We start from the raw sequence: 18,432 nt of genomic DNA on the forward strand, positions 1-18,432 counted from the left end.
ACCAGGGAGGGGTTTTATGAAAACGGTTATTGCAGGGGCGCTTGTGGTAATCATGGCCGCGGCCGGCGCCTGCACAAGGCATCATGTAACGGCCGATACCACTCACCGGGTGGAAATTGCCCCGATTCATGTCACCGTGGACGTGAATTTAAAAGTGCAAAAGGCTTTGGACGAGGCCTTGAGCTTTCAGGGGGAAATGAATGAAATATTTACCGAAGAAGAGCTCAAACAACTTCAATAATGTATTTTTTCGGGGGGAAAAATGAAAACAACGCATAAAATTGTCCGTATTTTTGCCCTGGTGTTTCTTTGCGCCCTGATGACGGCTCCTGCTTTTGCCCAGAGCAAGAAGGATGTGGTCGCCAGCATGCGCGACCGCCACCCGGCCCTGATGGCGGCCAAGAACAAGGGGCAGGTGGGCGAGGCCTGGACCGGCCTGGTGGGCCTGGTATCGGCCAATGCGCCGGCAGCGGTGCAAAAACTGGTGGATGCGGAAAACCATGACCGCAAACAGCTTTTCAGAATCATTGCCGGCGAGACCAGCGCTTCTGTGCAGGAAGTGGCGCGGCAGAACCGGATACGCATGTATCGTCTGGCCAAAGATCACCATTTTGTCCAGGATGCAAACCGCAACTGGGTCAAGAAAAAGGATCTGGCTCAGTGATGCGGCTAATGCAATATCTTGAAATGTTTCATACTTGACACATGCACGGATTCCTGCGATATCAAACTTTTTACGGCACCATCTGACATCTGGTCTTTATGGGTGAATCAGCCAAACTTTCCTTTCCAGGACAAAGGGGACCGACCATGAACAAAACATTTTTTCGTTTATGCGCAGCCGCCTGCATGCTGTTTTTGATCACCGCGTGCGGGCAATCCGATGACTCAAACCAGGAGGCCCAAAAACAGAGCGCACCGGAAAAATCAGAAACCATTGAACTGAGCTATTCCGTGTTTTTCCCCCCCACCCATGCCCACAGCAAGGCCGCTGAAGACTGGGCCAGGCAGGTGGAGGCCCGCACTGACAATGCCGTGAAAATCAACATGTATCCCGGCGGCACCCTCACCGGGGCGGCTGAATGTTACGACGGAGTGGTCAGCGGCATCTCGGATATCGGCATGTCCTGCTTTGCCTATACCCGGGGCCGCTTTCCGGTTATGGAAGCCGTGGACCTGCCCCTGGGATATCCCGACGGAATGACTGCCACAAGGGTGGCCAACCAGTTTTACCAACAGATGGATCCCGAGGAATTAAAGGACGTCAAGGTGTTATACCTCCACGCCCATGGACCGGGCCTGCTTCACACCAAAAAACCGGTTGAAACCCTGGCCGATATCGAGGGCATGCAGATCCGCTCCACGGGCCTGAGCGCCAAGATGGTCCAAGCCCTTGGCGCCACGCCTGTTGCCATGCCACAGGGGGATACCTATGAGGCCCTGCAGAAAGGCGTTGTGGAGGGCACTTTTGCGCCCATGGAAACCCTCAAGGGCTGGCGGCAGGGCGATGTGATCGATTACACCACCAATTGCCAGGAAATCGGTTACACCACCACCATGTTTGCGGTCATGAACAAGGAGAAGTTCAATCAGCTGCCCGAAGAGGTCCGGGACGTGATCAACAATGTCAGCAATGAATGGATCGAGGTCCACGGGCAGGTTTGGGACGATGCGGACAAGGAAGGCCTGGCCTACACCCGGGAGCAGGGCAATGAGATCATTGAGCTTTCACAAGAGCAAAGCGCCCGCTGGAAGGAGGCCATTTTGCCGGTGATCGACGATTATATAACAGATGCCCGGGAAAATGGTCTTGAGGGGCAAAAGTCCGTGGATTTGCTGCGCAGCCTTATTGAAAAACAGAACTGATATTTACAACAGTTTTTATTTGTCCGGAATGATTGATGTTTTCCGTTATACGCGCCAATCGCTATATTGCCAGGGCCGCTGCGGCAGTGAACTGGATTGCTGCAGCGGCCATTGTTTTGATGATGCTGGTTACCACGGGTGACGTGGTTCTGCGCTTCTTCCGGTTTTCCATACCCGGGGCCTATGAGACCATCGGCTTTCTGGGTGCCCTGGCCATTTCTTTTTCCCTGCCGTACACGGCCGCGGAAAAAGGCCACATTGCCGTTGATTTCCTGGTGCCGCGCCTGCCCCGAACGGCGCGGATTGTCATCCACAGCATCAACAGTCTGGTATCCCTTGCCCTGTTTGCCATTATCGCCTGGCAGTCCCTGGTTTACGGTTCTGTTTTGAAAGCCAGCAACTCTGTGTCTGCTACCCTGGAGATGCCGATTTATCCGTTTGTTTACGGGGTGGCGGCCGGATGTATCCTGCTTTGCCCGGTGCTGGTCATGGATTTGCTGCTGCGTCTGCGGGGGGCTGAGACCCAATGACACCCACAACCATCGGTCTGATCGGCATTGCAGCCCTGTTTTTGCTCATTTTTTCCCGACTGCCCGTGGGTTATCTCATGGCCGTGATCGGGATTGTGGGGTTCGGCACCATTGTATCTTTTGACGCGGCCCTGAATCTGACGGCCAGGGACGTGTTTTCTGTTTTCAGTTCCTATAATCTCACCGTGATTCCGCTGTTTGTGTTCATGGGCCAGATTGCGTTTCATTCCGGGATTTCATCCCGGCTTTTTGATGCCGCATACCGATTTGTGGGCCATATCCCCGGCGGACTGGCCATTGCCACCATCGGCGCATGCGCCGGATTTTCGGCCATATGCGGCTCCACCAATGCCACGGCCGCCACCATGGGCGCGGCCACTTTGCCGGAGATGAAACGCTACAATTACAAGCCCGAGCTGGCCACCGGGGTGGTGGCCGCAGGCGGGAGCCTGGGCATCCTGATTCCGCCAAGTGTTGTGTTTATTGTCTACGGGATTCTCACGGAACAATCCATCGGCGAGCTGTTTGTGGCAGGGCTGCTGCCGGGGCTGCTTTTGTGCGTGCTCATGGTGGCCAGCATTTTGATCTGGACAAGGATGCGTCCGGATCTGGGACCCAAGGGGGAAAAATTTACCCTGCGCCAGAAGCTGGCTTCTTTATCCGGTCTGGTCGAAACCCTGGTAATCTTTGTGCTGGTCATGGGCGGGCTTTTCAAGGGGATTTTCACCCCGACCGAGGCCGGCGGCATCGGTGCCTTCTGCACCCTGGCAGTGGCGCTGATCCGCAGAAACCTCAGCATGGAGGGATTTGTTCAAGCCCTGTTTGAAACCACCCGGATTACCTGCATGATCCTGGTAATCGTGGCCGGGGCAACGATTTTCAGCCGGTTTATGGCTGTTACCCGCATTCCCTTTGACATTGCCGGCTGGATTACCGCCCTGGACATGAGCCCGGCCATGATCATGTGTCTGATCATCGGGGTTTATTTTCTGGGCGGGTGCTTTATCGATGCCCTGGCCCTGGTGATGCTCACCATACCCATTTTTTACCCTGTGATTCTGGAACTGGGCTATGATCCCATATGGTTCGGGGTGGTGATCGTGCTGGTCACCCAGATCGGGGTGATCACCCCCCCGGTGGGCGTCAATGTTTACGTGGTCAGCGGGGTGGCCCGGGACGTGCCCTTAAACACGATTTTCAAGGGCGTGGTGCCCATGCTCATTGCAATGATCATCACCACCCTTTTGCTCATCCCGTTTCCGCAGATCGCACTGTATTTGCCGGGCCTGCTTTAAGCCTTTTTATCTTTCGGGATCAGCGGCCAGAGGCGGTTATTCGCCCTTGTCAAGAAATTCGTGGACCGCTGCGAAATCCTTTCGCCCGTGTCCGGCAGCCTTGGCCCGGCCGTAAATTTGTTTTGCCAGACCGGCGAGAAACAGGGGCTGATTTTCCTCGTAGGCCGTAATGTCTACCAGATGGAGGTCTTTGTGCATGAGTTCCAGTGGAAAACTGGCCTCAAAATCGCCGTTTTGAATCAACGCGGCCTTGCCTTTCAGGAAAGGAGCCGATACCGGCAGCCCGGGCAGGGTTTCCATGAGGAACTGCCTGCTGAATCCCAGTTTTTCACCCAGCAGCGCTGTTTCCGCGTATGCCAGCATCGATTGCGCCAGCAGCGCATTGACCAGCATTTTAAAGGCACTTCCCTGCCCGGCCGGTCCCACATGCAGGATTGTCTTGCCCATCAGCTCAAACAGGTCCCTTAGGTTTTCAATGTCGTCTTTTTCACCTCCCAGCAGAAACGTCAGCTCCCCGTCCTGGGCAGGCTTTTTGGTTCCGGCCACGGGCGCATCAATGAATTTGAAACCCCGTTGTTCGGCCTGTTCCGCGCAACTGCGGGCAAAAGACGGGTTTACTGTTGAACAGTTCACCCAGACCGCCTCCTGGTCCATTGCATCAACAAACCCGGAATCCCCGAAGGCCAGCGACTCCACGACCTCCGGAGACGATAGCATGGTAAAAACCACATCTGCTTTACCCACTGCCTCTGCAGGTGAGCCGGCCCGGCCGGCGCCTGCTTTTTCAAGTTCTTGTGCCGGTTTCGGGGATCGGTTGAACACTGTGAGCATGGCGTTGTCATGTTTGAGCAGGTTACGGGCCATGGCTTTTCCCATAATCCCAAGACCAATAAATGCAATCTTCATGGGTTTACTCCCTGGCATGGCTGATTGTTTTTTTTGAGATACAGTAAACAGTATAATATTTAAGGTAATCCACATTGAGGGAATTGTAAATTCCAATTCAGAAAAGGCGGCTGGATTTGACTGATTTGTGGTTTGTTGTCACAATCAATCGTTTAACAATGCGGCTGTCAAAAGGCTCGGGCAGCGTTTAATGGTTTTTATAATCAACAGGCGGGGCGTATGCTGAGAAAAATTATTGTCATGTCGGTATTGGTGTTGTCGTTTTTGTTTGGCTGCATTGGTCGGTATCCTTTGGATATACCCGATCAGCAGTGGAAGACCATGACCCATGAGGAAAAACTGCAGGCCCGGCAAAAGCAGGCAGAACTGGACAAGGCCCGGCAAAACCGACTGGCTGCCGAAGCCAGGGCCCGGGAGGCCGAGGCCATCCAATGGCTCCGGGACCAGCAGGCCGCCAGGGACAACGCACGTTACGGGGAGCGGATACAATGCGTACTATCCCATGCAGAGGCCTACTTTTGGGGAAAGTGGCGCCGCATTGAGCCCGTGGCTCTGGATCTTGTCAAGGGTATGGTCATTGATTTTGATATGGTTGAGGCCGGAAACAATGGGCTTGGCTATGAACAAAAAGGTTATGCCGGGTTTGACGGCCAGACGCTATGCATGTGTCCGGAAAAAGACGCCGTGCAGCGAAACACCTCCTCCTGTGCCCGGGTTTTGGGCACGTTTGAGCAATATGCCCGGGGTCTTGAAACAAGGGTTTGTGCAGACGAATTTTTGCGGGGCCGGATCCGGTGCGACCTGGCACCGGGAAAGGGGATGCCCCAACGGCTCATTATTGACCGGTAGCCTGCTTTCGGACGTGCGGGAAGGCATTTTTGGTGAAAGAGGAACCCGGGCCGCAAAAGCGGTCCGGGCTTGTTTATTCGTAGATTTTTTCTTCCGGCGAATCTGCCTGTGCGGCGATTTCCTCCATGTCGCGCTCTGATGTGACGCCTTTTTTGGTAAAATATTCCTTGTACCATTCCGATGCAATAATCAGGGCCATGACCTCGTTGGTGCCGGTCCAGATGGAGGCCAGCCGCAGATCCCGGACAATGCGTTCAATGGGGAAAATATTGGTGTAGCCGATGCCGCCCATGACCTGCATGGCGTTATGGGCCGCCTTCTGGCAGGATTCGGTGACAAATTTCTTGGTCTCTGAAACCATTCTGCGGATGCGCCTGGGATGGATATGGCTGTCCACTGCCCTGGCCGTGGCATGGCACATGGCCCGGGAGGCATCCAGGAGCATGGCGGCCTCGGCCACCTGGAAAGACACGCCCTGATAATTGTTGATTGTCTGGCCGAAGGCCTTTCTGCGGGTGGTGTAACCGGTGGCAATATCCAGGGCCGGGCGGGCCGCACCAATGGTCATGGCTGCCGTGCCCAGGCGCTCGGGGATCATCATGGTGTTAAATACCTTGTAGGCCGCGCCCACTTCTCCGAGCACGTTTTCCTTTGGGACTTTTACGTCCTTGAATACCACGCGGCCCGCGCCGCCGCCCCGGCATCCCATCAGGCCGTACTGGTAGGCTGTTTCCACGCCCCCGGATCTGTCCACCAGAAAGCAGGTCAGGGCCTTGTGGGGATCGCACTGGGGATCCGGATTGGTTCTGGCATATACCAGGAAATAATCCGCGGCCTCGGCGCCCACGATAAATCTTTTTTGGCCGTTTAGAACAAAATGGTCGCCTTTGTCCTCGGCTTTTGTGGTCGTGCCGAAAAAATCCGATCCGCCCCGGGGCTCGGTGAGGCATTCAGCGGCAAATATCTGCCCGGCAAGCAAAGGCTTGACGTATTTTTCCTTCTGTTCATCCGTGCCGTGCAAAATAACAGCATCGCAGACCAGTTCGGCGCCCACGCCGAAGACACAGGCAAAGATATAGCCCAGGACTCCGACTTCCTCCATGACCATCACGGTTGTGGCCCAGTCCATGCCGCGGCCGCCCCATTTTTCCGGATAGCGGCAGCCCATGAGGTTTCTCCGGCCGGCCTCGGCCAGAAATTCCCTGGGAAACACGATTTTGTCCTCGTCCATGTCCAGAATCATCTGCTTTGGCACCCCGGCCACCAGATCCCGCACTTCTTCGCGCAGGGCCAGGGCCTTTTCATCCATCATGTAATCAAACATTTTTCACCTCTTGTTTTCAAATTGTTTTTGGCGTTGCTATTTTTCCCGCAGCATGTATTTCATTACTTTGCCCGTAGGGGTTCTTGGAAGTTCCTCTTTTTTGTGAAATTCCCTGGGAATCTTATACTTGGCCAGGCGCCGGGACAGAAAGTCTTTGATGTCATCTGCTGAGGGATCCTTGTCCGGCGTTGGAATATAATAGGCGACCACGGTTTCCCCCCATTCCGGGTGCGGTTTGCCGATGACCGCTGCATCCGAGATTTGGGAATGAGCAGTGAGTGCGTCTTCGACTTCCTTTGAGTATACGTTTTCACCGCCGGTTACGATCATGTCCTTGGTGCGGTCGATGATAAACATATAACCATCTTCATCAATTCGCACCAGATCGCCGGTTTTGTACCAGTTATCCGCAAAAGCCGCTTTTGTGGCCTCCGGATTATCCAGATATCCTTCCATCATGGAGGCGGCTTTAAGCCAGATTTCCCCGGTTTCTCCCCGGGCGGCTTCCTGTTTATCAGACTTCATGACTTTCAGATCCGCACCCGGCAGCGCGGTTTTTCCAATGGAGCCGGCCTTTTCAACCTGCTCGTCAGGGAAAAGGGTTGTGCCGGTGGGACCGCTTTCCGTCATACCGTAGACCTGATAGAATTTATCGGATTTGTACTTTGCGGTGAGCAGTTTGGCGTGCTCTGCGCTTATGGGACCGCCGCCGTAAATCCAGCATCGCATGGAGCTCAGATCGTAATCATCAAAGTTGGACACCATTTGAAGCGGGGCCAGGTAGGATATGGGCGCGCCGAAATACACGGTTGTTTTTTCATTCATGACCGCTTCCAGAAAATGAACCGGGTGATATTCCCTTAAAAGAACGGTTGACGCCCCCACATACTGGGCAGCCATAAACCAGTTGTTCAAAGGCGAGGAATGCCATATGGGCATGGCCATAAGAAGACGGTCATTTTTATCCATCTTCATGGTAAGGGCGCCGGTGATGCCCGCCATGATGACATTGGCGTGGCTGTGAACGCAGCCTTTGGGTTTTCCGGTGGTCCCGGAGGTATAAAGGATTTCCGCGGTGTCATGGGCGGAAACGTCAACCGGGCTATAGGGTCCGGCGGATTCCATGATGGTTTCAAGCAGTTTGACCTGGCTGCCGGCGGCTTCAGGCAGGCTGTTTATTGCAATCTGCTTTGACCGGCTTTCAAGCGCTGAGGCAACCCCGGCAAGGGCGCCGTCATAGAGAAACAGCTCTGATTGGCTGTGATTTAAAATATAGTCCACTTCAGGGGCCATTAGTTTGTGATTGATGGGAATGACAGCGGCTCCGGCTTTGAAAGCGCCGAAAAAAGCATATACAAAAGACGGCGTGTTAAAGCTCATAATGGAAATCCGGCTTCCTTTTTTGACTCCCATGCTTTGAAAAACAGCTGCACTTTTTTCGGAAAGTTCCTTTAATTCCCTGAATGTGATGCGCTTTTCCCCATAGATCAAAGCCGTTTCATCCCCGAATTTTCTATGGTTCAAATCCAGCAGTTCGGCAAGGGTCATTTCGTTTCTCCTTTTTGTTTTTTGTGTTGACTGTTTTCCAGGCTTTCAAGGCGCGTTAACAATTTTTGTTTCACTGACAGCAGATCGTTTTCCAACTGTTGGAGTTCTTTGATTCGGGTCCGGAGTTCTGCCAGTTTTTTGTCCCCATAGTTGAGGCTTTTCCGGATCTGCTGGCTTTCTTCGGGTTCGGCGTTCCAGTAGCCGATCATTTCCCGGATTTGTTCAAGGCTGTAGCCGAAACGCTTGCCCCGCAAAATCAGACGGAGCCGGGCCCGGTCCTTGCGGGTAAAGATGCGGTAATTGCCGTTGCTTCTGCCCGGTGATATCAGGCCCTGTTTTTCATAATAGCGGATGGAACGGGCCGTGATGCCGAACTCTTCGGCCAGCTCCGAGATCAGGTACTGGTTTTTGCGCTCCTGCCGGGTCTGAGGACCTGGGACCTGCTTTGAGTCGGATGGCGCGGATTTTTTTGTCATACTGGATTTTCCAATTGAATCGTCGACAAGATCCCTGTCTGCAGCTTATTGTCATGCAGATCCCGGGTTTTGACCTGAGTTTAACATTAACATTTACGTCAAGGTTAATGTTAAAAGGGCAGAATTGTCAAGAAAAAGATCAAACATGTTTTAAGTCTTTTAGGGAAGATGTGGTGGGTTAGTATTTCAGATAGTGGAAAGGCTCGATTGTGGCAAGAGATTCTGTGCCGAGGGTTTTAAAACCTTTTTCCTCCAGAATGCGGCGTGTGGCGTCGATGTGGGATACATCCAGGACGATCACTGCGGTCTTGTGGCTTTCCAGGACAAATCCATACGCGTTTTCAATATTGATTTTTTCGTTGGCCAGATATTGAATCAGCTTGTCCATGCCCCCGGGCCGGTCGTCGATAATGACGGCGATCACTTCTTTTAGCTGCGTTTTTATGCCTTCTTTTTCCAGCACCTTGTGCGCCAGCTTCGGGTCATCGACCATGATGTTCAAAAATCCGCTGCTGCCAAACGATGAAATGGTGATGGCCCGGATGTTGAATTTTTCCTTTGCCAGAATGCCCGATACCTCGGCAAGTCTTCCGGGTTGATTTTCCACGGGTATGGTGAGTTGATAGGCAGTGTTCATGGCGCACCTTTTACTTTAAAGAAGTTGATCAGATCCTGTTTCAGTACTGTTCATATGTAAAGCAATCAGTTTAAAATCTCAAGGATCAAGTTCAATGGCACCGTAAAAACTTCCTTTCTCCAGGCCATCACTTATCTGCATCGAAGAAGATATTATGACAACTGCAGCATATGCATAGCCATCTTGTTCCGGTTTTCGCATGCGGCGGGGGTGGGTGTGATTTGTTTGTCTGCGGCGTGCTTTCGGCGATCGTCCCGGGGCTTTGGCTGGAATTTTAAAAACTCGGGCTAATCGCCCTCAGACAGTTTAAAATTCCGGCCGCCAAAGCCCCGGGACGATCTTTGCCGAAACCGCGCCAATGCAGCCAAACAAACCACCCCCGCCCCGCCGCATGGCCAAGGGTCTGGAAATATGTGGGAACAACTGTTTTTCACCAAGAGTTCCTTTGGATACCCAAAGAGTTCATCAGTCCGAAAGGCGGTCTCCAGTGTGTTTTACAGAGTTCTCGAATTTGAAATAGGGCCCCAAGGAAGTCCGAAGGGCGGGGGCGGGTTTTGAAGCGACATTGAGCATTTTTGCGGGAAAATTCAGCCAATGCCGGAGCCTGAGAAATTTCAAACTGTTTGAGGGCGCTTGCGCCCGAGTTTTTGAAATTTCGGCGAAGGCATTGGCTGAATCCGCAAAAAGGCTCAGGAGCGAAAAACCCGGCCACGGCCGAAGGGCTTTCTTCCTGACAGGCTGCGATAAGGGCTTTTTGGGATTCTGTTGATCCGGTCTTGGAGTTGAAAACTGCCTGGATGCGATTATGTTATAATTCGGCTTTGGCAGCAGCACAAAAATAAAACGAAAAACGATTTTTATTGAAAAAAGGAGCAGGCATATGGCCCTTTCAGTCATTGATTTGTGCCGGGATGTACTGCCGCAGACAAACTGCGGGGACTGCGGGTATCGTTCCTGCATGGCGCTTGCGGGCATGGTGGTTTCTGAAAAATTATCCCTGGAAAACTGTCCCCATCTGGATGCTGAAACCATCCAGCGGTGCAGCCGGGAGCTGGCGGCGCAATACAGCCAGGGCAAGTGGCTGAAACGGGACATGGCCGAAGATGCCCTTTTCTGGGCACGCCAGGGGTCTGCTGCCATCGATATTGAAGATCTGCCCGAAAGAATCGGCGGAAAAATCGTGGAAAGGGCAGGGCAAAAAGTCCTGGAGCTGCCGTATTTTAATGATGTGGTGCATATTGCCCGGCAAGGGATCAGCAAAAACGACGGATCTGAAATCACCCGCAATGAACAGGTGTTTCTTTATATCCATATGGCCCGGGGCGGCAGTGCCAAGCCCTCTGGAAACTGGAAAAGTCTTAAGGAATTTCCAAATACCGTGTCCAAGGTGGTTTCAATGAAGGCGCATGTGGAGGCGCCGTTAAAGGAAAAATTTTCCGGAAACCCGGCCGGGCTTGCCAAACGGGCCCGGAAAATCGGAGGTATTGACCAGACCGGGGATTACGGCACAGCAGACCTGGCGTTTTTATTCCAGGTGCTGCCGCGGGTGCCGGTCATGCTTGTTTTCTGGGATGCCGAGCCGGAAGACGGATTTGAGGCCGAAGTCCGGCTGCTTTTTGATCAGACCATCACCGGGCACCTGGACATTGAGTCAATCATGTTTTTAAGCGAGCGGTTAAAAGATCTGCTTTGCTAAGGCAAAAAACTGTCGGTGCAGGGTCGGTAAAATTTGTTTGACAGTCGATCTGATTTTTAGTAACTTAAATAAGTTTATGCTTATGGTGGGTTTTTTGCGCAAACCTGCAGAAACCCGATTGTCAATTCCTTACGGAGCGTTAACACATGGATGACGAAAGTGGTAGTCCTCACTTATTGAAGTCTGCAATCTTTTTTAAAAATCAGATGATCTCTTATCACCCGCCTTTGGTGTCAGGCGGCGGCACACCGGATTTCCGCCTTACTTTCCCCGGATAGGCTCCGGTCTTTTGCCCCGCCTCTGACAATGGGCGGGATTTGTGCAAGGAGGCCGGACCATGAATCAACCCCTCAAGTTTCCAATCAATCCCTTTGCGCCTGAAAACGGCGAGAGCATTGAATACTTAAACGACGATGTGCTGCGCCGGTTATGTGAAGCCGAGCATCCGGCGGATCTGGCATCCCAGTTTTCCGAATTTGCGCCGGACCAGGCTGTTGATGTATTTTTGCGCCTGAGCCCCCAGTGCTGCGCGGATGTGCTCGCGCACATGGAATACGACCTTCAGCGGGAAATCGCCGCAGGACTTGCCGATGACATGCTGGCTGCAGTGATTGCCAGAATGCCCTCGGATGACCGGGTGGATCTGCTGCATTCCATGCCGGATGACCGGGGCGAAACCCTGCTGCACCTGCTGGCAAAAGCCGAGCGGGAAGATATTCGCAGGCTCAGTTCCTATGACGAGGATACGGCCGGGGCGATCATGACCAGCGAATACGCCACCCTGCAGCCGCATCTAAGCGCCCGGCAGGCCATTGAAAAACTTCGCCTGGAAGCCCCGGACAAGGAAACCATTTACTACGCCTATGTCATTGATGAAAACAGGCGCCTGCTCGGGCTGGTTTCCCTGCGGGAACTGATCCTGGCCCGTCCGGACCGGTCCATTGAAACCATCATGCGCCGGGAGCCCATCTGCGCCAATGTGGATGATGACCAGGAGGATGTGGCCCGGCAGATGGCCAAATATGACCTTCTGGCCATGCCGGTGATAAACGGCAATGAGGCCCTGGTGGGGATCGTGACTTTTGATGATGTCCATGACGTCATTGAACAGGAGGCCACAGAGGACTTCCACCGGATGGGCTCCATCAGCCAGGGTTCGGGTACAGATGACCTGTTGGACATTGGCCTGCGGGATGCAAGCCCCTGGCTGCTGATCCAGAAACGCCTGCCATGGCTGCTGGCCCTGGTGTTTATGAATATTTTTTCAGGCGCCGGAATTGCCTATTACGAGGATACCATCCAGGCCACGGTGGCCCTTGTGTTTTTCCTGCCGCTGCTTATCGGCTCCGGGGGCAATGCCGGGGCCCAGTCGGCGACCCTCATGGTGCGGGCCATGGCCATTGGCGATGTGGTGCGCAAGGACTGGCTGCGTATGGTGGGAAAGGAAATCGGCATTGCCCTGGCCATTGGCTTGTGTATGGGCGTTGCCGTGTCTTTTATCGGTATCTTCCGGGGCGGACCGGACGTGGCAGTGGTCGTGTCTCTGGCCATGGTTGCGGTGGTGCTTTTTGGCAGCCTGCTGGGACTGAGCCTGCCGTTTCTGCTCACCCGGTTTCGCATGGATCCGGCCACGGCCAGCGCGCCCCTGGTGACTTCGGTGGCCGATATCGGCGGGGTGGTGATCTATTTCGGCATCGCCTCCTGGTACCTGGGCCTGCACAGTGTGGTATAGCCCGGGTGTGCTACCCGCGGCCTTTGAGATCGGGATTTTGTGCGGCCGCCTTTTGAATGGAGGCTTCCAGGTCTTGCGGCAAAATTTCCTTCATGCATTTGAAATGGCCCAGGGGGCATTTTCGGGCCCAGCAGGGAGAGCAATCAATGCCGGTGTAATGAATGGTCTTTTTGTTCGTGAGCGGCGGGGTGTATGTTGGCGTGGTGGCGCCGTATATGGCTTCCACGTGAACACCCAGGGCGGCTGCAATGTGCATGAGCCCGGAGTCGTTGGTCACGGCCACATGCGACAGCGCAATTAAGTCAATGGCATCGTTTAGCGAGGTTTGCCCGGCCAGGCCGTGCACGTGCAAGGGGCTGCCTTGGGCAATGGCCGAAGCGCAGGCCCGGTCCTGGGGGCTGCCGAAGATCCAGACCTGGTAGCCGGATTTTGTGACCCGCAGTGCCAGTTCCCGGAAATATTGGATGGGCCATTGCTTGGACGGGCCGTATTCGGCGCCCGGAAAAAAGGAGATCACCGGCCGGTCCAGTTTCAGCCCCAGTTTCCGGCACAAGCGTTTCTGATTCACGGCATCGGTCTGAAGATGCGGCCGGGGGATGGCTTCCGGGGGCAGAGGGGCATCAGCCGGATGTCCCAGGGCCACCTGGCGCTGGACGGTCATGGTCAGCCGTGTCTTGTCGAGCTTGCGTACGTCGTTTATCAAAAAAAAGCGTCCCTGACCGCCGTAGCCCGTGCGTACGGGGATGCGGGCAAAAAAGGGCACCAGCGCCGGTTTGATGGAGCGCGGCACCACAATGGCTCTGGCATAACCGTTGGCCGCCAGTTGCCGGCCGATCTCAAAGCGCTTTTTGAGTTTCAGCTGCCCGTGGCCCGCGGGCAGGACAATCCCCTGATCCACCTCGGCCATGCGCGATAAAATCGGCATGGACCACGACGGGGCCAGCACGTGGGTTTCGCAGTTGTCATGCAGGTTTTTCAATGTCATAAACAGGCTCTGGGCCATGACCATGTCACCCACCCAGGCAGGCCCGCACACCAGTATTTTCATTTCACCTCCGAAAAAAAGCGTGCCGGATAAAAAAGCAGGCGGTTTCACCCGCATCCCCCTGCAGCCGGACTGTACGGGTTTTGTTATTTTACATGCAAAACCCCATAAGTAAATCCCAATTTTTCATTGTTTATTTTTTGCAATAAAACGGGTATGTTTATCTTAATCGTAACGCTGTCGCTGATCCTGTTTTGAAAACTGCAAAAACCTTCGGGAGCCGCATGCCATTTTCCGGAAACCTGCTGGAAAAGACCGCTGCAAGAATCCTGGCCATTGCCCTGGGCATTATCGCCCTGTTTCTGATCTTTCTGTTTGCCTTTATCTTCCCGGTTGTACAGGAAGCCTTGTTTGATTCCCGCAAAATGGCGGTCAAAAATCTGGTGGATTCGGTGTGCAGCATGCTGGCCGACTATCAGAGCCAGGTGGAAAACGGCGGCATGAACCAGAAAACAGCGCAGCAGGCCGCCATGGAGCGCATTCGTCACATGCGCTTTACAGACAATGGCTATATTTGGATCAATAACAATTCCAAACCCTACCCCCGCATGATCATGCACCCGGCTGCCCCCGAACTCGAAGGACGAATTATGGATGATCCGGTCTATGAAACCGCTGTGAGCGTGCAGATGGGAATGGCGGGCGAAGAAAAGCGGTTTGAGGGGGGTAAACGGCATTTTTTTCTGGTGTTTTCCAAGGTGGCGGATGTAAACGGCAGCGGCTTTGTGGAATATTTTTGGCATCGGCCAACTCCTGAGGGGCTTACAGAGACACTGCATCCCAAAAAATCCTATGTCCGGCTGTTTCAACCCTGGGACTGGATCGTGGGAACCGGGGTTTATATCGATGATGTTTATGCCCAGATGAAACGGCTGAAATGGACCATCATCTCCATGGGCGCAGCCATTTTCCTGATCGCCCTGATCGGTACTGTTTTTTTGATGCGCACCATCACCGGGCCCATCAACCGGCTGGTGGGCTTTGCCACAGATGTGGCCGGCGGGGATTATCATGCAGAAATTCCCGGGCCTTTCAGGGGCGAGATGCGCCAGTTAAAGCAAGCCATTTCCACCATGGTCCATGAACTGCGAACCCGGATCCAGGAAGCGGAAACCCGGGCAAGGGAGGCCGAGGCCGCCAGGCAGGCACTGAAAACCAGTCAGCAGCGATTTCAGCTGGCGCTTCAGGGAACCAATGACGGGATCTGGGAATGGGATCTGCAGACCAATGAAGTGTTTTTCTCCAGGCGATGGAAGGAAATTATCGGATATGCTGATCATGAACTGGAAAATCGTCTGGAACACTGGCAGGACAGGATTCATCCCGATGATTACAACCAGGTGACGGAATCTTTTAACCGGTTTTATGAATCCGGAGCGCTTCAGTTCGAGGTGGAATATCGGCTTTTGCACAAAGACGGCACCTACCGCTGGATCCTTGGCAGGGCCGCGTGCCTGCGGGATTCCAGCGGAACACCCGTCCGCCTGGCAGGGGCGCATACGGATATCACGGACAAAAAGCAGGCGGAAAACACCCTCCGGCAAAGCGAGGAAAAGTACCGGCTGGTGTTTGAAAACGCTCCGCTGGGGGTGCTGCACTTTGATGCAAAGGGTCTGATCACTGCGTGCAATGACCGGTTTCTGGATATCATCGGCTCTGCCAGAGACAAACTCGTGGGCCTCAACATGCTGGAACTGCCGGATAAAAATGTTGTGTCCGCGGTGGATGCGGCCCTGCGGGGCCGGCCGGGATATTACGAGGGATTTTATGCTTCGGTTACATCGGAAAAGCAAACCCCGGTGCGGGCCATGTTTGCTCCTTCTGCGGACAGCACGGGAAAAATTGTCGGCGGCATGGGCATGATAGAGGATATCACCGAGCGAAAAAAGGCCGAGGAGGCGCTGCGCCAGAGTGAGGAAAAATACCGGGTGGTGGTGGAAAATGCCAAGGAGGCCATTTTCGTGATCCAGGATGGGGTGCTGAAATTTGCCAATAAGACCACCAAGTTTACCGGTTACAGTATCGAGGAACTCAGCTCCAGGCAGTTTATTGAATTTATTCATCCTGCTGACCGGGCAAAAGTGCGTGAAAATTATCTCAAGCGTCTTGAAGGCCAGCCGGTGCCGGATTATGAACACCGGATCATTGACCGTTCCGGAGATGTTAAATGGGTGGAGCTCAAGGCGGTGACAATTCAATGGGAAGGCCGCCCGGCCACCCTTAATTTTTTAAGTGATATCAGCCAGCAGAAAGCCACGGAAGAAGAGCGCCAGAAACTGGAAAGGCGGCTGCGTCAATCCCAGAAAATCGAGGCCCTGGGAACCCTCACCGGCGGCGTGGCCCATGATTTCAACAATATTTTAAGCATTATCATGGGTTATGCAGAACTGGTCCAGTCCGAAATTCCCAAAGACCATCCCGCGGCAAAGAGTCTGCACCAGATCAGCGCGGCCGGGCTACGGGCCAAAGACGTGGTTCGTCAGCTGTTGATCTTCAGCAGAAAGGGCGAGGAGGAAAAATGCGGCCAGGATATCAGCCTGGTGGTCCGGGAGGGCTTGCGCATGATGCGCTCGACCATTGCCTCCTACATTGAGATCCAGGAAGATATCAGCAGGGACCTGCCGCAAATTTGGGCCAATCCCACACAGATTCATCAGCTGATCATTAATCTGTGCAAAAACGCCGCTGACGCCATGGCGGATAACGGCGGCACCCTGCGCGTATTGCTGAAAAGACAGACCCTGTCGCAGACAATTGTTGCATTCGGCTATGACCTCGGGCCCGGCGATTATGTGAAACTGACGGTTTGCGATACCGGCTACGGCATTTCCGGAGATACCCTGGAGCGGATTTTTGATCCGTATTTTACCACAAAGGACGTGGACAAGGGCACGGGGCTGGGCCTGTCTGTTGTGCTGGGCATAGTCCGGGATCTGGGCGGCGGCATCCGGGTGGAGAGCCAAAACGGCAGCGGTTCATGTTTTGAAGTGTATTTTCCGGCCTTGCAGGATGCCGCCCCTTCTCCAGCGCCCAAAAGTTCCAGTGATCTGCCGGGCGGAAATGAGCGGATTTTGCTTATTGACGATGAGCATGCCGTGATCCAGCTCAATGAAACCCGCCTGCAGCGGCTGGGATACTGCGCTGTGTGCCGGCGTGATCCGGTTGCGGCCCTTCAGGAGTTTGCAGCAGCGCCAAACGGATTTGATCTGGTGATAACGGATATGACCATGCCCGGCATGACCGGTGATATGCTGGCGCAGGAAATGCTAAAGATCCGGACGGACATGAAAATTATTCTGTGTACCGGCTATAGCGAGAAAATTTCGGAAGATTCCGCCAGGGAACTCGGCATTGCCCGGTACATGGAAAAGCCGGTAAGCTTCACGGAGCTGGCTGCAGCCTTGCGGGATCTGCTGGATCAATCCGATGAAGCGGAATAAGTGCTGCCCGCCTGTTTTTTCCGCCGGCCTAATGCTTGAAATGCTTTTCCGCCCCGCACCGGCCAGGTAAAAAATTCGGGATTTTCCTTAAACCCCACCCCTACTGCCCCGTCTTTGAGATACAGGGCCCAGGCATAGCGCGTCTCATAAAGGCTCGTGGTGGCAGACCAGTAAAAATCCCGGACACGGAAAAACAGTTCCCTGCCTGCAAGGGCCGGGCTGTGCGTCCCCATGTCCACCAGGCTTTCAAGTTCGCCTATTTCCGGAAGCCGCCAGTCTGAATACCCCATGGCACCCTCCTGGTTCATTTGTGCGATCAACTCAGCGGCTGTCTGCCAGGAAACCATTTTGCGGCCGGCATCGGCCTGGCGCATCCAGTTCAGGCCGGTGGCCAGGTCGGTGACAATGTGCTTGTCTGCTTTAAAACGCGGCTCAGGCCAGGGTCTTCCGGAGCAGACGGACATGGCCTGGATCGTGTTGCCAAATTGGATAACCCGGCCGGTTTCATCAAAGCATTGTCTCTGGCCGGTCCGGAGAACCGAGGGCAAAGATGCGTCATGTGTTCGCACGGGCCAGACCATGTAGGATGCGTATTTCATGCCTCGGTACACCTTGGCCCCGCCCAGGTGGATGTACCAGGCCTGGTCCGGCAGGCGGGCGCAGGTGGTGGCGGTCCAGTAATAGCCGGGAAACACGTTTTCAAAAGGGTGATCCGCAGGCAGGGCGGGGTTGATGCGGTCGTGACGGATTAAGGAAAACAGCTCCCTTCTGTTGGGCAGCCGCCAGTCCTGATGGCCTTCAAAACCCCGGGTATTGAGTTCTTCCAAAAACGCAAAGGATTCCTGCCAGGTCAGGGGAAATTCCGATGGTGCCGCATCCCGGCTCCACACCAGGCCGGTGGTCCCATCCACTACCTGGTTGTTGTCTACGCAAAAACGCTGATTCAAAAGTGATCGGCTTTCATTTTAAAGGGTGCCGGACCGGGGGCCGTCTTGGATTGCAATGGTGTTCAGTATAATGTGCGATGAAAAAGATTTCAAAATTCTGTTCTTGACAATCCCGGCCCTGGTTCGTATCTGATCTTTTTG

16 protein-coding genes are annotated in these 18,432 nt (G+C 54.1%); 9 read left to right on the forward strand and 7 right to left on the reverse strand.

Annotation, left to right across the window (positions count from 1 at the left end; genetic code table 11):
* Positions 1–16 precede the first annotated feature (16 nt).
* The 5 genes from HNR65_RS03975 (at position 17) to HNR65_RS03995 (ending at position 3,691) form a co-directional block, all read left to right on the forward strand.
* The gene (locus HNR65_RS03975) at positions 17–241 is read left to right on the forward strand and encodes a hypothetical protein (RefSeq protein ID WP_181550171.1); all 225 of its coding nucleotides are present in this window, start codon (positions 17–19) and stop codon (positions 239–241) included.
* 21 nt (positions 242–262) lie between these two features.
* Entirely contained in the window at positions 263–664 is a 402-nt protein-coding gene (locus HNR65_RS03980) for a YdbL family probable chaperone protein (RefSeq protein WP_181550172.1), read from the forward strand.
* Between the two features lie 146 nt (positions 665–810).
* Entirely contained in the window at positions 811–1,866 is a 1,056-nt protein-coding gene (locus tag HNR65_RS03985; RefSeq protein WP_220128283.1) for a TRAP transporter substrate-binding protein, read from the forward strand.
* Between the two features lie 35 nt (positions 1,867–1,901).
* Positions 1,902–2,396: a TRAP transporter small permease gene (locus HNR65_RS03990; RefSeq protein ID WP_181550173.1), complete on the forward strand. Its 495-nt coding sequence runs from the start codon at positions 1,902–1,904 to the stop codon at positions 2,394–2,396.
* A complete protein-coding gene (locus HNR65_RS03995) occupies positions 2,393–3,691 on the forward strand; it encodes a TRAP transporter large permease (protein ID WP_181550174.1) in 1,299 nt (432 codons plus the stop codon). The genes HNR65_RS03990 and HNR65_RS03995 overlap by 4 nt, the downstream gene beginning before the upstream one ends.
* 36 nt (positions 3,692–3,727) lie before the next feature.
* Here HNR65_RS03995 and HNR65_RS04000 read toward each other — a convergent pair whose 3' ends face one another.
* Entirely contained in the window at positions 3,728–4,672 is a 945-nt protein-coding gene (locus tag HNR65_RS04000) for an NAD(P)-dependent oxidoreductase (RefSeq protein ID WP_332309010.1), read from the reverse strand.
* 144 nt (positions 4,673–4,816) lie between these two features.
* Here HNR65_RS04000 and HNR65_RS04005 point away from each other — a divergent pair, with 144 nt between their 5' ends.
* A complete protein-coding gene (locus HNR65_RS04005; protein WP_181550176.1) occupies positions 4,817–5,446 on the forward strand; it encodes a hypothetical protein in 630 nt (209 codons plus the stop codon).
* A 73-nt stretch (positions 5,447–5,519) separates the two neighbouring features.
* Here HNR65_RS04005 and HNR65_RS04010 read toward each other — a convergent pair whose 3' ends face one another.
* From HNR65_RS04010 to HNR65_RS04025, 4 genes are all read right to left on the reverse strand, one after another.
* Positions 5,520–6,770 (reverse strand): acyl-CoA dehydrogenase family protein, encoded by a 1,251-nt coding sequence (locus HNR65_RS04010; RefSeq protein ID WP_181550177.1) that lies wholly within the window; start codon positions 6,768–6,770, stop codon positions 5,520–5,522.
* Between the two features lie 36 nt (positions 6,771–6,806).
* Entirely contained in the window at positions 6,807–8,318 is a 1,512-nt protein-coding gene (locus tag HNR65_RS04015) for a class I adenylate-forming enzyme family protein (RefSeq protein WP_181550178.1), read from the reverse strand.
* Positions 8,315–8,794 carry a MerR family transcriptional regulator gene (locus HNR65_RS04020; RefSeq protein ID WP_181550179.1) on the reverse strand — a complete coding sequence of 160 codons (480 nt, stop codon included), beginning with the start codon at positions 8,792–8,794 and terminating at the stop codon, positions 8,315–8,317. The genes HNR65_RS04015 and HNR65_RS04020 overlap by 4 nt, the downstream gene beginning before the upstream one ends.
* Before the next feature lie 178 nt (positions 8,795–8,972).
* The gene (locus HNR65_RS04025; RefSeq protein WP_181550180.1) at positions 8,973–9,431 is read right to left on the reverse strand and encodes an ACT domain-containing protein; all 459 of its coding nucleotides are present in this window, start codon (positions 9,429–9,431) and stop codon (positions 8,973–8,975) included.
* An 880-nt stretch (positions 9,432–10,311) separates the two neighbouring features.
* On the opposite strand from HNR65_RS04025, the gene HNR65_RS04030 reads away from it, so the two are divergent.
* Positions 10,312–11,127, forward strand: coding sequence for a DUF3786 domain-containing protein (locus HNR65_RS04030; RefSeq protein WP_181550181.1), 816 nt, complete (start codon positions 10,312–10,314; stop codon positions 11,125–11,127).
* A gap of 337 nt (positions 11,128–11,464) precedes the next feature.
* Positions 11,465–12,859 carry a magnesium transporter gene (gene mgtE, locus HNR65_RS04035; RefSeq protein WP_181550182.1) on the forward strand — a complete coding sequence of 465 codons (1,395 nt, stop codon included), beginning with the start codon at positions 11,465–11,467 and terminating at the stop codon, positions 12,857–12,859.
* A 10-nt stretch (positions 12,860–12,869) separates the two neighbouring features.
* Here mgtE and waaF read toward each other — a convergent pair whose 3' ends face one another.
* Positions 12,870–13,907, reverse strand: a complete 1,038-nt coding sequence (waaF, locus tag HNR65_RS04040; RefSeq protein WP_181550183.1) for a lipopolysaccharide heptosyltransferase II — start codon at positions 13,905–13,907, stop codon at positions 12,870–12,872.
* Positions 13,908–14,128: 221 nt separating this feature from the next.
* Between waaF and HNR65_RS04045 the strand changes: the two genes are divergently transcribed.
* Complete coding sequence (locus tag HNR65_RS04045) at positions 14,129–17,344, forward strand: PAS domain S-box protein (protein ID WP_181550184.1); 3,216 nt, start codon at positions 14,129–14,131, stop codon at positions 17,342–17,344.
* Here the strand turns inward: HNR65_RS04045 and HNR65_RS04050 are convergent.
* Positions 17,323–18,291: an Lcl C-terminal domain-containing protein gene (locus HNR65_RS04050; RefSeq protein WP_181550185.1), complete on the reverse strand. Its 969-nt coding sequence runs from the start codon at positions 18,289–18,291 to the stop codon at positions 17,323–17,325. The genes HNR65_RS04045 and HNR65_RS04050 overlap by 22 nt on opposite strands.
* Positions 18,292–18,432: the final 141 nt, after the last annotated feature.

The sequence above is a fragment of the Desulfosalsimonas propionicica genome (assembly GCF_013761005.1).
Classification (GTDB): domain Bacteria; phylum Desulfobacterota; class Desulfobacteria; order Desulfobacterales; family Desulfosalsimonadaceae; genus Desulfosalsimonas; species Desulfosalsimonas propionicica.